The 14,063-nt window shown below is 60.3% G+C and carries 12 protein-coding genes; 8 read left to right on the top strand and 4 right to left on the bottom strand.

Annotated features, from left to right (window positions below):
- The first annotated feature begins 137 nt into the window (after nucleotides 1–137).
- From QYM46_RS02960 to QYM46_RS02930, 7 genes are all read left to right on the top strand, one after another.
- A complete protein-coding gene (locus QYM46_RS02960; RefSeq protein WP_432790793.1) occupies nucleotides 138–1,481 on the top strand; it encodes an enolase C-terminal domain-like protein in 1,344 nt (447 codons plus the stop codon).
- Between the two features lie 64 nt (nucleotides 1,482–1,545).
- Nucleotides 1,546–2,940 (top strand): sugar porter family MFS transporter, encoded by a 1,395-nt coding sequence (locus QYM46_RS02955; protein WP_432790792.1) that lies wholly within the window; start codon nucleotides 1,546–1,548, stop codon nucleotides 2,938–2,940.
- 11 nt (nucleotides 2,941–2,951) lie between these two features.
- On the top strand, nucleotides 2,952–3,368 hold the full coding sequence (locus tag QYM46_RS02950) for an RbsD/FucU domain-containing protein (RefSeq protein ID WP_432790791.1): 417 nt from the start codon (nucleotides 2,952–2,954) through the stop codon (nucleotides 3,366–3,368).
- Between the two features lie 71 nt (nucleotides 3,369–3,439).
- Nucleotides 3,440–4,264: an amidohydrolase family protein gene (locus QYM46_RS02945; RefSeq protein WP_432790790.1), complete on the top strand. Its 825-nt coding sequence runs from the start codon at nucleotides 3,440–3,442 to the stop codon at nucleotides 4,262–4,264.
- The gene (locus QYM46_RS02940; RefSeq protein ID WP_432790789.1) at nucleotides 4,261–5,250 is read left to right on the top strand and encodes an aldo/keto reductase; all 990 of its coding nucleotides are present in this window, start codon (nucleotides 4,261–4,263) and stop codon (nucleotides 5,248–5,250) included. The genes QYM46_RS02945 and QYM46_RS02940 overlap by 4 nt, the downstream gene beginning before the upstream one ends.
- Before the next feature lie 108 nt (nucleotides 5,251–5,358).
- Nucleotides 5,359–6,240: a fumarylacetoacetate hydrolase family protein gene (locus QYM46_RS02935; RefSeq protein ID WP_432790788.1), complete on the top strand. Its 882-nt coding sequence runs from the start codon at nucleotides 5,359–5,361 to the stop codon at nucleotides 6,238–6,240.
- Nucleotides 6,241–6,315: 75 nt separating this feature from the next.
- Complete coding sequence (locus QYM46_RS02930; RefSeq protein ID WP_432790787.1) at nucleotides 6,316–7,077, top strand: SDR family NAD(P)-dependent oxidoreductase; 762 nt, start codon at nucleotides 6,316–6,318, stop codon at nucleotides 7,075–7,077.
- A 103-nt stretch (nucleotides 7,078–7,180) separates the two neighbouring features.
- Here QYM46_RS02930 and QYM46_RS02925 read toward each other — a convergent pair whose 3' ends face one another.
- The 4 genes from QYM46_RS02925 to QYM46_RS02910 form a co-directional block, all read right to left on the bottom strand.
- Complete coding sequence (locus QYM46_RS02925) at nucleotides 7,181–7,912, bottom strand: FadR/GntR family transcriptional regulator (protein ID WP_432790786.1); 732 nt, start codon at nucleotides 7,910–7,912, stop codon at nucleotides 7,181–7,183.
- A 136-nt stretch (nucleotides 7,913–8,048) separates the two neighbouring features.
- Entirely contained in the window at nucleotides 8,049–9,020 is a 972-nt protein-coding gene (locus QYM46_RS02920; RefSeq protein ID WP_432790785.1) for an ABC transporter substrate-binding protein, read from the bottom strand.
- A gap of 29 nt (nucleotides 9,021–9,049) precedes the next feature.
- Complete coding sequence (locus QYM46_RS02915) at nucleotides 9,050–10,138, bottom strand: ABC transporter permease (protein WP_432790784.1); 1,089 nt, start codon at nucleotides 10,136–10,138, stop codon at nucleotides 9,050–9,052.
- Nucleotides 10,139–11,719: a sugar ABC transporter ATP-binding protein gene (locus QYM46_RS02910; protein ID WP_432790783.1), complete on the bottom strand. Its 1,581-nt coding sequence runs from the start codon at nucleotides 11,717–11,719 to the stop codon at nucleotides 10,139–10,141. It abuts the gene before it with no gap.
- Nucleotides 11,720–11,969: 250 nt separating this feature from the next.
- On the opposite strand from QYM46_RS02910, the gene QYM46_RS02905 reads away from it, so the two are divergent.
- Nucleotides 11,970–13,952, top strand: coding sequence for an acetoacetate--CoA ligase (locus QYM46_RS02905; protein WP_432790782.1), 1,983 nt, complete (start codon nucleotides 11,970–11,972; stop codon nucleotides 13,950–13,952).
- The last annotated feature ends 111 nt before the right edge of the window (nucleotides 13,953–14,063 follow it).

The following is a 14,063-nucleotide window of genomic DNA, read 5'->3' as shown; positions in this document are numbered from 1 at the left end:
CCGAGGCCTTGACGAAGTAAACATAGGATGTCTAGACTTCAAAACAGGAAATCGGATGGAGATTCTTCGAGAATATCTCTATTTCTCGATCCACACATCCGATCTATAGGATTCTGTTGTGCCCGAGGAAGGGAACTATGTCTCAGATCGCCGAAGTCGACGTCATCGACCTGCGCTTCCCCACGTCACTGAGTCTTGACGGCTCCGACGCGATGAATCCCGATCCCGACTACTCGGCGGCCTATCTCATCGTCTCGACAGACGCACAGCCGGCCGAATTCGGACACGGCTTCGTCTTTACCATCGGCCGCGGCAACGACATCCAGACCGAAGCGATCCGCGTCATCGCCGAAACTCTCATCGGGCGCAATGTCGAAGCGATCCTCGACGACATGGGCGGTTTCTGGAGGGAGCTCGTCCATGACTCGCAGATCCGTTGGCTCGGACCTGAGAAGGGCGTCAGTCACATGGCGATCGGCGCCGTCGTCAACGCCATGTGGGACCTCAAGGCCAAGCGCGCAGGCATGCCTCTGTGGGAGCTACTGGGGTCGATGAGCCCGCAGGAGATCCTCGGCCTGGTCGATCTGCGCTACCTCAGCGATTTCATGACCGTTGACGATGCCCTGTCGATCCTTCAGAAGGCGGAGCACGGCAAGACTGCACGCGTGCAAGAGCTGCGCGACCGCGGCTATATGGCCTACACGACATCGCCCGGCTGGCTCGGCTACTCCGACGAGAAACTGGCCCGACTCTGCCACGAGGCCCTCGACGACGGCTTCGAACAGATCAAGCTCAAGGTCGGCGGCGATCGCGACGACGACATCCGACGCCTGCGCATCGCGCGTGACATCTGCGGTGAAGGCTTCCCTATCGCGATCGACGCGAACCAGCACTGGGATGCAGCCGAGGCCGTCGACTGGATCGGCGATCTCGCCGAGTTCGACCTGCGCTGGGTCGAAGAACCGACCTCTCCCGATGATGTCCTCGCCCACTCGTACATCCAGAAACGCATCTCACCGACGCCGGTTGCCACCGGTGAGCACTGCCAGAACCGCATTCTGTTCAAGCAGTTCCTGCAAGCCGACGCCCTGCGCGTGATGCAGATCGATGCGACCCGCGTTGCCGGAGTCAATGAGAATATCGCCAACCTTCTGCTCGCCGCACACGCTGGAGTTCCGGTCTGCCCGCATGCAGGCGGGGTCGGCCTGTGTGAGCTCGTCCAGCACATGTCGATGTTCGACTTCGTAGCCGTCTCGGGTTCGATGGACGATCGATGCATCGAGTTCGTTGACCATCTTCACGAACACTTCGTTACGCCCGTCGACCTCCGATCCGGACGCTACTGGGCACCATCGGCGCCAGGTACCGGAGCCGAGATCAAACCCGAGACTCTCCAAGCCTTTGCCTTCCCCGAAGGACCGAAATGGACGGAGCTGGCCGATACCGTAGCCCCGAAAGCACCCGCTGAGACTGCCGTCTGAGCAAACGCTCACCTCACCAGTCCCCACTACATTCCAACTCTCACCGCATAACAGGAACGACGACGTGACTGAATCATCTGACACCGCTGTTGACATTGCCCGTGACCATTCGAGAGAACCGATTCCCGGCAAGGTTATCCTCATTGCAGTCCTCGCCGGATTTTCGGGGCTGCTCTACGGTTACGACTCGGGCGCAATCTCTGGAGCGCTCCCGCTCCTCATCGATCAGATGGGTCTCAACGTCGGGGAGCAAGGGCTCATCACCTCGTTGCTGTTGTGGGGCGCCCTCCCATCGATCATCGGCGCCACGGTCGCGGCGAAGCGATTCGATCGTCGACATCTTCTCATCGTTGCCGCTGTCATCTTCCTCGTCGGCTCGCTCGCCTGTGCAATCGCGCCGAACCCAGTAGTGCTCGGTGCTGCTCGATTCTTCCTCGGCCTGGGCGTCGGGATCGCGAACATGTTCGGGCTGATCTATCTGTCCGAGCTGTCCCCCACCCGAATCCGTGGTCTCCTCACTGGCCTTTACCAACTGGCGGTCAACTTTGGAATCCTTGCCGCCTATATCGTCGGTGACGCCTTCCAGACCTCGGGAGGGTGGGAATGGATCCTCGGCATTGGAGCCCTTCCTGCTGTCATCTTCCTCGTCGGCATGGTCCTTGCCCCTGCCAGTCCACGGTGGCTAATCACCCGCGGCCGTGACGATGACGCGCGAAAGGTGTTGAAATCTCTGCGCGGCACCGAAGAAATCGCCCGCATGGAATTCAACGACATCAAGGCCAGCCTCGCCAAGCAGGAAGGCGGCATCGGCATGGTCCTACATTCTGCGCGCCGACCGATGATCGTCCTCCTCATCCTCACCTTCTTCCAGGTCTTCACTGGCATCAACGCCGTCGTCTACTACGCACCGATCATCTTCGCGGAGTCCGGCATGGGTGCCAATGCTGGAGCCTATGCGAACTACGGCGTCGGAATCGCCCTCGTCCTCTCGACCGCCATAGCACTGCCCATCATCGACAAGCTTGGGCGAGTCAAACTGCTCGCGATCTCAATGATCGGTCAGGCTATCGCGATGGTCGGACTCTGGCTACTGCCCGACGCAGGCTGGATCAGCATCTTTGCGGTCTTCATCTACACATTCGCATTCGGCATCGGCATGGGTCCGGTCTTCTGGCTGCTCGTTCCCGAGGTACTGCCCCTGTCGATCCGTGCCATCGGTACCGGGATCATCACCTTCGCCCAGTACCTGTTCAATGCGGTCTTCTCCTGGGCTTTCCCTGTAGCCCTCGACGCTATCGGATCAATCGTGTTCTTCATATTCGCCCTGCTGTCCGCAGCCGCACTGTGGTTTGTCCTCGCGCGGGTGCCCGAAACGTCGAACAAGTCTCTCGAGGAAATCGAGGCCTACTGGCGGACCGAACGAGCCGCCAAGCATCCCGAATCCTCGATCCGGAACTGAGCGGAGGACCCATGCTTACCACACCGATTACCCACCCGGAGCTGCTGGCGGCGCTCGCTCGATGCGGGCATGGATCGAAGATCCTACTCGCTGACGGCAACTATCCGCACGTCACTGGAGTGCCCGCCACAGCCGAGCGCATCGCCTTGAACGTCTCCCCCGGCCTGCTCACGGTCGATCAGATCCTCGTTCCCCTGAGTCGGACACTGACCGTCGAGTCCTGCGAGTACATGCTCACGGCGGAGTCATCGAAGGCACCGGCCGTCATCGGCTACGAAGAGATCCTGCCCGACGTCACCTTCACCGGCCATGAGCGCTTCGCCTTCTATGGTGCCGCCTGCGAACCCGATGTCGCGGTCGTTGTCGCCACCGGCGATGAACGCCAATACGCCAACCTCTTGCTCACGGTCGGGGTGTTCACAGCATGAGTATTTTCGCACCGCCCGTTGTCGACGCGCACCTGCACCTGTGGGACAGGAGCAGGCTCGACTATCCATGGATGACTGAGAATCCTCTGCTACCGCAGACTAGTCTGCCCGAGGACCTTCCGTCGTCGACCACCGGAGCCGTCGTCGTCGAAGCCGGTGCCCGTCAGGACCAGACCGCCGCCGAAGTGGAATGGCTTTCCGAGCTGTCCCACCGATTTCCCGCTATCTGGGGAATCGTGGCGGCCGTCGACCTCACCGCCCCCAACCTCGGCGAGGTACTTACGAAGCTGGGCGAGAATCCACTCGTGGTTGGCGTAAGGGACAACTTCGAGGGCCGTCCCCTCGGTGATCTCGAGCTCCGTTCGTCGGAGGGCCTGGCGCTCAAGAGAGGAATCGTCTCCGTCCTCGAGACTGGGCTGACATTCGACATCTGTGTCCGCAGCGCCCAGCTGCCACAGCTCTCCGGTTTCCTGGACTCGATCGCCGAGGCCCGCGGTTCGGCCGCCGGGCTCGTCCTCGACCATCTCGGGAAACCCCTGCCCGACGGATCCGCTGTCGATCACGAGGACTGGGCCCGGTCGATGCGACAGCTTGCCAGCCTACCTGGGTTGCACATGAAGTTCTCCGGGCTTCCCGGACAGATCGCCGGCGCTGTCGAAGTCGCCCGCGCGCATGAGCTCGTCCACGACGCGCTCGAGATGATCGACGAATTCGGGCCACAACGGACGATGCTCGGCACCGACCATCCTGTCTCCACCCTCGCTCACGGCCTCACGGCCTCCGAGTGGACGGACGTAGCCAACTCAGAGTTCCGCAATCGACTCACCACTGCAGAGTCGGAGGCGGTCAATGGCGGAACCGCCATCAAATTCTACGGACTGAGGAGTCGATCATGATCATCAACAACCCTGTCGTCCGCCGACTGCACGACCAGCGAAGTCTCGGCTTCGGCGGTGCACCGATCGGGAACCTCTACCGGCGCATCGACGACGAAACGGCCATCGGAGCCGTCACGGTGGCCTGGGAACAGGGCATCCGCTACTTCGACACCGCTCCCCACTACGGTCTCGGGTTGAGTGAGCGCCGCCTCGGTGAGGCTCTGTCCGATCGTCCACGTGAGGAATTCCTCCTTTCGTCGAAGGTCGGACGCTTGATCCGTCCGGCTGACCAGCCACGCGAACTCGATGACGAGGGGTTCGCGGTGCCCGGAGACCTGGTACGTGTGCGTGATTACTCCGGCGACGGCATTCGACGCTCCGTCGAGGAGTCCCTCGAACGGCTGGGTCTGGAGAAGATTGACATCATCTACATCCACGACCCCGACGACTACTGGACAGAGGCGTTCGACGGAGCGGTACCCATGCTCAATCAGCTTCGCGACGAAGGCATCATCGGAGCCTGGGGCGCGGGGATGAATCAGGCCGAAATGCTCACCCGTTTCGTCCGCGAGACCGACATCGATCTCGTAATGCAGGCCGGTCGCTACACCCTGCTCGAACAGGGCGGACGAGAAGAGCTTATCCCCGAGTGCGAGCGTCGGGGCGTGGGAATCGTCAACGTCGGGGTCTTCAACTCGGGCATTCTCGCCAACGCGGATCCGCTCGCCCAGGCGAAGTACAACTACGAGGAAGCGCCATCCGGGATCGTCGAGAAGGCCCAGAAACTCGCAGTGCTGGCCATGGCCCACGGCACGACTCTTCCGGCCGCTGCCCTGGCATTCAGTTTCCGGGACCCAGCCATCACAAACGTGACTGTTGGAATGCGGACCGCCGATCAGGTCCGGCGCAATGCTGATCTGTTCCGACAACCTGTGCCCGATGCTTTCTGGGCCGAGGCTGTCGACACCGGGTTGATCGCAGTCGATCCGAAGACATTCGGCTGATTGGTCTGCAGACACGTCTTGGCCAGGACGTGCTAGTTTCCCACTCGCCCCGCAGCAAATGACCGACGCTTCGGTCCGGTCAATAGCCCCAATAGAAGGAGAAACCCCATGGAGTTCATGAGAGTCGGCGCACGCGATCAGGAGACGCCGGTCGTTCGTGTCGGAGACAACCACTTCGACATCAGCAGCATCGTCACAGACATCGACCCGGCGTTCTGGGCCGAGGGTCCTACGCTCGTCGCGAAGGCTCTCGACGAGGAAAGCCTGCCGACGATCGACGTCAAGGGTCAGCGTATCGGTGCCCCGATCACCCGTCCCTCGGCAGTGATCTGCATCGGACAGAACTATGTCGAGCATGCGGCCGAGTCCGGTGATCCGGCACCCGAACAGCCCATCATCTTCTTCAAGACCCCGAACACGATCACCGGACCCTACGATGCGATCGGCATTCCTCCGCGGGCTGAGAAGTTCGACTGGGAGGTCGAGCTGGGAATCGTCATCGGCAAGCAGGCCGCATACCTCGCGAGCCGGGCGGATGCCTTGGACGTGATCGGCGGATACCTCACCGCGAACGACCTGTCCGAGCGTGACTACCAGTCGACTCACTCAGGCGGACAGTGGTCGAAGGGCAAGTGTGTGAAGGACTCCATGCCGTTGGGGCCGATCCTCGTGACCGCAGATTCCATCGACGCTCACGATCTCTCGCTTTCCAGCTGGGTCAACGGCGAACCGCGCCAAGGCTCATCTACCTCGGACATGATCTTCCCTGTCGAGGACATCGTCTTCCGCCTCTCCCAGTACATGCAGCTCGAACCCGGCGACATCATCTCCACCGGAACTCCAAAGGGAGTGGCGTTGTCGGGCAAGTTCCCTTATCTGGTTCCCGGCGATGTGTCCGAGGTCGAGATCGAAGGACTCGGCCGACAGCGCCAGGAGTTCTTCGAAGTCGAGGTTCCAGCCGGAGTCGGCGCCGATCTGCTGCTGAGCTGAGCACGTAGGGTCGGCCGGCTCGGCCGCAGTTTCTCGACGCATATGGATCACAACTATCAAGAAAGCCGAAATGAAATGAGCACATCAGAGGAATTCGCCGGACTGACCGCGATCGTCACGGGAGGAGCCTCAGGCATCGGCAAATCCGTCACCGAGCTGCTGCTGAAGTCCGGAGCGAAAGTCGCCGTCCTCGACCTCAATCCCGACGGAGCACCGGCCGGTGCTCTTGGCCTGCAGTGCGATGTCTCCGACCGAGCCTCGGTCGAGGCCGCCGTCGAGTCCGCTGCCGTCGAGTACGGCGGAATCGATATTGCCATCAACAACGCGGGCATCGGCGCCCAGGGGCAGGTCGATGCGAACGACGATGCCGAGTGGAACAAGGTCCTCAACGTCAACGTCGTTTCCGTCGCTCGCGTGACCGCCGCGGCCCTGCCGTACCTGCGCAAGTCGGATCACGCGGCCGTCGTGAACACCTCGTCGATTGCTGCGACTGCCGGACTGCCCGACCGGGTGCTCTACTCCGCGACCAAGGGAGCAATCTACTCGATGACCCTAGCTATGGCGGCCGACCACGTCCGTGAGGGCATCCGCGTCAATGCTGTGTGCCCGGGCACCGCGAACACCCCGTGGGTGATGGGCGGGTTGATGTCGAGGGCGGAGAACCCAGAAGAGGAACTTCGTCAACTCAATGCACGGCAGCCCCACGGTCGCCTGGTCGAACCTGACGAGGTGGCTCGAACCATTTTGTTCCTCGCCAGTCCGTGGCAAGGATCGACAACAGGCACGACCCTCGCCGTCGATGGAGGCATGCAGGGGCTTCGGCTTCGAGCAGAGTAGATCGACGCGTTTCCAGAGACACCTGCTGGTCGGAGAGCTCTTCGGCTGGCAGGTACTTTGTCATTTCGGAGTCTGGTACCTAACCAAATACCGAACCCAATGATTAATCTACGTTCGGCTCTGGTGGGTGAGTGCCATCAGCGTCAGCCCCTATGGCTTCATCATCGACGTCAACATGATCGACCCAGCGTTGCACACCGGTGACATGTAAAATCATGATTGACTGCGCCAGCCGAGCATCTCCGGCCGCCAACGCGTCGATGATGGCACGATGTTCGCTGAGTGTCTTCTCCACAGCCCCGACTTCGCTCATCCCTCGCCAGGTCCGAGCTCTCGTTGTTTTAACCGAAACAGCTTCAAGCATTGCCGCAAGATAGTCATTTCCGGCATAGCGGGCGATCGTGGAATGGAACTCAAAGTCGTGCGCCACCAGGGACTCGATTGATGAAGGGTCGGTCTCTGAGATAGTGGCTCGCAGCTCTTCCAGTCCGGTCTCATCGATGAGTCCAGCTGCGCGGTAGGCGGTCTCGGCTTCGAAAACCCTCCTGACCTCCAGAATCTCACGCAACGAGCCCGAAGCGTGCACGTCGACAAGGAATGACACTGCCTCGACCATGTCTTCGGCAGCGAGCGCTGTGACATATGTTCCTGATCCGCGCCGGACGTCGACCACGTTGATGAAGTCGAGAGCCTTGACAGCTTCCCGCAGCGAATTGCGGGATAGCCCGAGCCGTTCCGAGAGCTCCGCTTCAGGTGGCAGACGATCCCCGGGTTTGAGCTCACCGCTGACGATGAGGGCCTTGATCTTCTCGAGTGCGTCATCCGTCAGTGCCATGACCTCAACCTACAACACCTTTCTACGCGCCCTCCTCAGGTGCAAAGGCGCCGCTCTGGCCAGAAGTCCGGCACCCCCGCAGTTTCTTGCGTGGGTGCCGGACACATTCAGCTGTGGATCAATTTAACCGGATCGATCACTCGTACACCAGGTCAGCGATCTTCTTGTCATCAATGTTGTCCTTGTCGTACCAGTAAAAGTCGGTCGGGATCTGCTTCTCGAGTTCCTTACCGTCTATTGCGTCCACTGCCGCTTGAACGGTCGTCCCACCTATGTCAAGAGGGCTCTGGGTAACTGCGCCGAGCATCGCTCCGTTGCGGATCGCATCGAGCTGGGCCTTGCCGGAATCGAATCCGACGACTTCGACGTCTTCGTTCCCGAGTTCTTTCACGCCCTGGACAACGCCGATCGCCGCACCTTCGTTAGTTCCATAGATCGCGGCAAGATCCTTGTTCGACTGCAGGATCGCCTTAGTCGCATCCGCAGACTTCGCCTGATCCCCGTCAGCGTTCTGCTGTGCGACGATCTTGATATCCGGTTCATTCTTCTTCATATAGTCGACGAAGCCGTCACGACGGTCGACTCCTGTCGCGGCAGTCTCTGAGTGAGTGACGATCCCGACTTTACCTTTGTGAGATATCGCTTCAGCAACATGCTTAGCCGCTTCCGCCGCGGCAGCCTTGTTGTCAGTTGCCACCGTGGTGACTGGGATGTCCCCGTCGACTCCGGAGTCAAAAGCGATGACAGGAATGTCGTTCGACTGTGCCTGTTGCAGGAGCGGAGACATTGCCTTGCTGTCCAAAGCTGCCAATGCCAACGCGTCCGGCTTGTTGTCCAAAGCCGTCTGCACCTGAGTGACCTGCTGCTCGACATCCGTTTCAGTATCGGGACCGACATATGTGACCTTGACTCCCAGCTCCTTCGCCTTGGCTTCTGCACCTTTTTTCACTGTCTGCCAGAACTGGTGCTGATACCCCTTCGATACGATGGCAATCGTCTTCTCGCCGTCCCCACCTTCGTTTCCAGCCGACCCGGACCCACAACCGGTGGCGAGGAGGGCAATGGTTGACAGTGCCGCCAGAGATGTCATCAGCTTGCTAGTTCTCATAATTGTCTCCTTTGATTCTTCTTATAGGTCTAGGTTTGGGGCTGGGAGGTGACAGCGGTCGAGTCCCTCGCAGGTTTCCGATGGGGTGATACTGATCCACGAGCGGAGGCATTCTTCTTCCGTACGATGTCGAGGTAGACCGCCAGCAATACGACCACGCCGATGGCGACCTGCTGCCATTCCTGAGCAACACCGGCCATCCGCAGACCGTTGTCGAGCACTGCCATAATGAATGCTCCGATCACCGTGCCGACCATGGAACCACGACCACCAGCCAAGGAAGTTCCGCCGATTATCACAGCCGCGATTGCCTGCAGTTCGATACCGGCTCCACCGGTCGGCTGAGCTGAAGACAGTCGCGAGGCTGACAGCACTCCGGCGAGCCCGACGAAAAGTCCGCAGAGCACGTAGACGGTTATGAGCCAAGCTCTGACGTTGACTCCCGAGAGTCGGGTCGCCTTTTCATTGGAACCGATAGCGAAAGCTGTACGGCCGATCAATGTGCGTTGGAGGATGACCACAGAGACAACTATGAGAAGGATGAAGATCACGCCGCCGAGCGGCAGCCGCATACCCGGGATGAGCGAGACGTTCATAATCGCTCCGAAGCCCGGTGTCTCCGAGAAGTAGATCGGCTTCGTGCCGCTGATGACGAGCGACAGACCTTGGGTGACCATCATCATTCCAAGAGTCGCGATGAATGAGGGCAACCCTAGGACAGCGACGTTGACGCCGTTGACAAGACCGATCAGACCACCGAAGCCGATCGTCAATGCGATGCCCAACCACAAAGGCAGTCCCATATTGGTGATGAAGACACCGGCCATCACCCCGCAGAGGATCATGCCCGTACCCACGGACAGATCGATTCCGCCAGTGATGATGATGAACGTGACTCCGAGTGCGAGGAGGCCGACCGTAGTGACAGTGGTGAGAATCGTCGAGAAATTCGTCAGAGTCAGAAACGAATCCGGGTTGATAAAGGCAAAAACGATGATGATGATGACAAGACTTGCGATTGCGAGCAGCTGCTGCAGCGAGTTTCTCCAGAAGCTGCGTTTCGTTTCACTCGCGGACGCAGAATCCGAAATGAGTCGGGGAGCGAGATCTGTAGACATTCAGGCCACAATTCCTTCTGTTTCGACATGCTGGGTAGCAAGTTCCATAACTGAGTCCTGGGTAGCATCAGCCGCGTCAATGATTCCGGTGAGGTAACCTTCGCTGAGCACCCCGATTCTGTGTGAGAGAAGCAAAACCTCGGGCAACTCGGACGAGATGACGATGATCGATTTCCCCTGCTCGCTCAATTCACGCAGCAATTGATAGATCTCCGCTTTGACGCCGACGTCAATGCCTCGTGTCGGTTCGTCGAAGATGAAGATTTCACAGTCCTTGACCAACCATTTGGCAATCGCAACTTTCTGCTGATTCCCACCAGAGAGTTTGTCCAGCTCCTGGTGGATCGACGGGGTTTTGATGGCGAGCGCCGAGGAATGCTTCAGCGCAACTGCGTCGATTGCGGTCTCGTCTATGAGCCCGAACCGGCTGAACGATCTCAAGCTCGGCAATGAGATGTTGTCCCGCACACTCTGTCCAACAAGGACTCCGAGTTGCTTGCGGTCTTCGGACAAATAGCAGATTCCCAATCGTGCCGCTGCGGCCGGATCGGTGATGCGCACTTCGCGCCCGTTGAGCTTCAATGTGCCTGCGGACACCCGGTCAGCTCCGATGATGGCTCGTGCAGTTTCAGTTCGCCCGGCGCCCATCAGCCCGGCCAATCCGAGGATTTCACCTCGACGTAGGCTGAAGCTGACATCTCTCAGTTTCGCCCGGGTCTCCAAGCCGCTGACTTCGAGGACGATCTCATCGGTCCCACGATAAGCCGGCACCTCATCGACTGCGGCAAGCTCTCGGCCGACCATCATTCGGATGACCTCCGGCATTTCAGTAGTGGCTGTCTCAACCGTCCCGATCTTTTCCCCATCACGGATGACGCTGATCCGTTCAGTGATGGCCTTGAGCTCAGGCATACGATGCGAGATGTAGATGACTCCGGTCTGTGGAGTGATGAACTGGCGGATCAGACGGTGAAGGAGTGCGACTTCTTCATCGTTCAGCGCAGCAGTCGGTTCGTCCATGATGATGATGCGTGCGTCATGGCTCATTGCTTTGGCGATCTCGACCATCTGCTGAGCGGCAACCGTCAGATTCCCAACCAGTTCCTTCGGATCGAGGCTGAGCCCCAGCCGAGTGAAGAGTTCACGTGCCTGTCTGTTGAGCTCACGATCATTGACGAAGATCCCGAACCGCGGCTCGCGCCCAAGGAAGATGTTCTGCGCAACTGTGAGGTCATCCACGAGGTTAAACTCCTGGTGGATAATTGCGATTCCGTGGGCCTCAGCGTCCAAGGTCGAAGAGATCTCCGTGTGTTCGCCATCGATCCAGAACTCTCCAGCATCAGCCGTATAGACGCCAGCGAGGAGCTTCATCAGAGTGGACTTCCCCGCACCGTTTTCTCCTACTAGGCCAAGCACCTCGCCGGGGTACAGGTCGAGGTCCACTCCAGAAAGTGCCTTCACTCCCGGAAACCCTTTGCTCGCCCCGCGGATATCCAGCAACGGCACCGCTTCACTTCTGACAGTGGCAGATTCGGACACTACGGGCATGTACGGCAACTCCTCATTGAATTCCAAAGACATCCTATGTCTACTGAAAAACGTTAGATGATTCATTGGTCGCTGACAAGCATTATGCGTACTTTTTGATTTTCTGAAACAGAATCTTCAATCATTGATTGGATGACTTCTCCTGCTGGTGCTGATCACCGCACTGTCGGCAGCCACCTGAAGTCACCGCTCTGTACATATCCGTTTCACGGGATTAGGACTATAAGACCCGGATAGAGTTGCAGTGTCTGACCATCGCCCACCGCTGTGCTGAGGAGAAGAATTGACCGCTGAACCGATCTGGCTTCCCGATCCCGACCAGACTCCGCGACCGCAGATTGCCGACTTCATCGACTTCGCCAACCAGCGCACCGGCCAAAATATGGCCGGATATGACGATCTGTGGAAATGGTCGGTGGACGACCTCGACGGATTCTGGGGCGCGGTCTGGGACTTCTTCGACGTCATCGCCGATGAGCCCTACACCGAAGTCCTCGCCGATCGGTCCATGCCCGGCGCCACATGGTTCCCCGGCACCCGCCTCAACTACGCCGAACACGCCCTTCGAGCCGGCCTCGACGACACACTCGCCGACGAACCGGCCATCATCACCATCAAAGAATCCGGCGAGCGCCGCGAGACCACCTGGCGCGAACTGCGTCGCCAGGTCGGATCTGTCGCCGCCTGGCTGCGCGACCAAGGTGTAGGAGAAGGCGACCGTGTCGTCGGCTACCTGCCGAACACCCACCACACCCTCATCGCGTTCCTCGCGACTGCTTCGGTCGGCGCTATCTGGTCCGCTTGCGCTCAGGACTACGCCGCCGAAGGTGCGGCAACGAAGCTCGGCCAGCTCGAACCGAAAGTTCTCTTCGCCGCCGACGGCTACCTTTGGAACGGTCAGGCCTTCGACCGCCGCGACCAAGTCGCGGACCTGGCCAACCGGATGCCGAGCCTGCGGGCCGTGGTCGGGGTGGGCAACCTCGGCGAGGAATTCACCGATGAACACGGTCAGATCACGAACCTCACCGCCTGGGACGATATCGCCTCCGGGGATGCCGAGCCCGAGTTCGCGCGCGTCGATTTCGATACCCCGCTGTGGGTGCTGTACTCCTCGGGCACGACGGGGATTCCCAAGGGGATCGTGCACAGCCACGGCGGGGTCGTCATCGATCACCTGCGCCTGCTGGGTCTCCACCTCGACATCCGGCCAGGTGACCGGTTCTTCTGGTACACGAACACGAACTGGATGATGTGGAACCTCGTCGCCTCGGCGCTGGTGGGCGGTGCGACCACGGTGTGCTTCGACGGCAGCCCCCTCTATCCGGGGCCGGGCCGGCTGTGGGAGATCGCCGCGGACACGAAGGCGAATGTGCTCGGGGTCAGTCCCGGAATCTTCCTGGCCGGGATGAAGGCCGGGCTTGAACCCGGCACCGAATTCGACCTCTCCGCGCTGCGGACGATCGGTGCCACGGGTGCCCCGGTGCCCGCCCACTGCTTCCCGTGGGTGCGCGATGCCGTGGGCGAGCGCGTGCAGCTGGCCTCGACGAGCGGCGGCACCGACGTCGTCAGCGGCTTCGCCGGATCCGCCCCGAACTGTCCGATCTGGGCCGGGGAACTCTCACGGCCCATCCTCGGCGTGGCGTTGGAGTCCTGGGACGATACTGGTCAGCCGTTGGTCGGCAAGGTCGGCGAGATGGTCATCACCGCCCCGATGCCGTCGATGCCGGTGAAGTTCTGGAACGATCCCGACGGTGAGCGCTACCGCGACACGTACTTCTCGATGTTTCCCGGAGTCTGGCGCCACGGCGACTGGATCACCATCACCGACCACGGCAGTGTCATCATCTCCGGCCGTTCGGACGCCACCCTCAACCGGCAGGGTGTGCGCCTGGGCAGCGCCGACATCTACGACGTCGTCGACGGGATCCCCGAGGTGGCCGAATCCCTGGTCATCGGTGCCGAGCAACCGGATGGTGGGTACTGGATGCCGTTGTTCGTGGTGCTGGGTTCGGGGGTTTCGTTGGATTCTGGGTTGCGGGACCGGATTGCTGGGGAACTGCGGTCGAAGGCGTCACCGCGGCACGTGCCCGATGACATCATCGCGGTGCCCGCGATTCCGCACACGAAGACGGGGAAGAAGCTCGAGGTTCCGGTGAAGCGACTCATCCAGGGGCATGCGCTGGAGAAGGTGGCGAATCCGGACGCCGTGGATTCGTTTGAGGCGCTGGAGTATTTTGTGCGGTTTGCAGGTGGGGCGCGCAATTGAGCCTGCGTCCGATACCGAGCTGAACGAACCCGACCCCGTACTCCACTGTTCGTGGATGTACGGGGTCGGGCCGCCTCGGCGAGGGTTTTGGTTACTGACGTCGATGGAATC

The sequence above is a fragment of the Brevibacterium sp. K11IcPPYGO002 genome, from assembly GCF_050920635.1.
In the GTDB taxonomy this organism is placed as follows: domain Bacteria; phylum Actinomycetota; class Actinomycetes; order Actinomycetales; family Brevibacteriaceae; genus Brevibacterium.
This window is presented reverse-complemented; position numbering and strand designations above follow the sequence as displayed.

Coding starts and splice junctions, on each gene's coding strand:
- QYM46_RS02915 (WP_432790784.1), bottom strand. CDS start 10,138: ATGTCTACAGATCTCGCTCCCCGACTCATTTCGGATTCTGCGTCCGCG.
- QYM46_RS02950 (WP_432790791.1), top strand. CDS start 2,952: ATGCTTACCACACCGATTACCCACCCGGAGCTGCTGGCGGCGCTCGCT.
- QYM46_RS02910 (WP_432790783.1), bottom strand. CDS start 11,719: ATGTCTTTGGAATTCAATGAGGAGTTGCCGTACATGCCCGTAGTGTCC.
- QYM46_RS02935 (WP_432790788.1), top strand. CDS start 5,359: ATGGAGTTCATGAGAGTCGGCGCACGCGATCAGGAGACGCCGGTCGTT.
- QYM46_RS02920 (WP_432790785.1), bottom strand. CDS start 9,020: ATGAGAACTAGCAAGCTGATGACATCTCTGGCGGCACTGTCAACCATT.
- QYM46_RS02945 (WP_432790790.1), top strand. CDS start 3,440: ATGACTGAGAATCCTCTGCTACCGCAGACTAGTCTGCCCGAGGACCTT.
- QYM46_RS02940 (WP_432790789.1), top strand. CDS start 4,261: ATGATCATCAACAACCCTGTCGTCCGCCGACTGCACGACCAGCGAAGT.
- QYM46_RS02925 (WP_432790786.1), bottom strand. CDS start 7,912: ATGGCACTGACGGATGACGCACTCGAGAAGATCAAGGCCCTCATCGTC.
- QYM46_RS02930 (WP_432790787.1), top strand. CDS start 6,316: ATGAGCACATCAGAGGAATTCGCCGGACTGACCGCGATCGTCACGGGA.
- QYM46_RS02960 (WP_432790793.1), top strand. CDS start 138: ATGTCTCAGATCGCCGAAGTCGACGTCATCGACCTGCGCTTCCCCACG.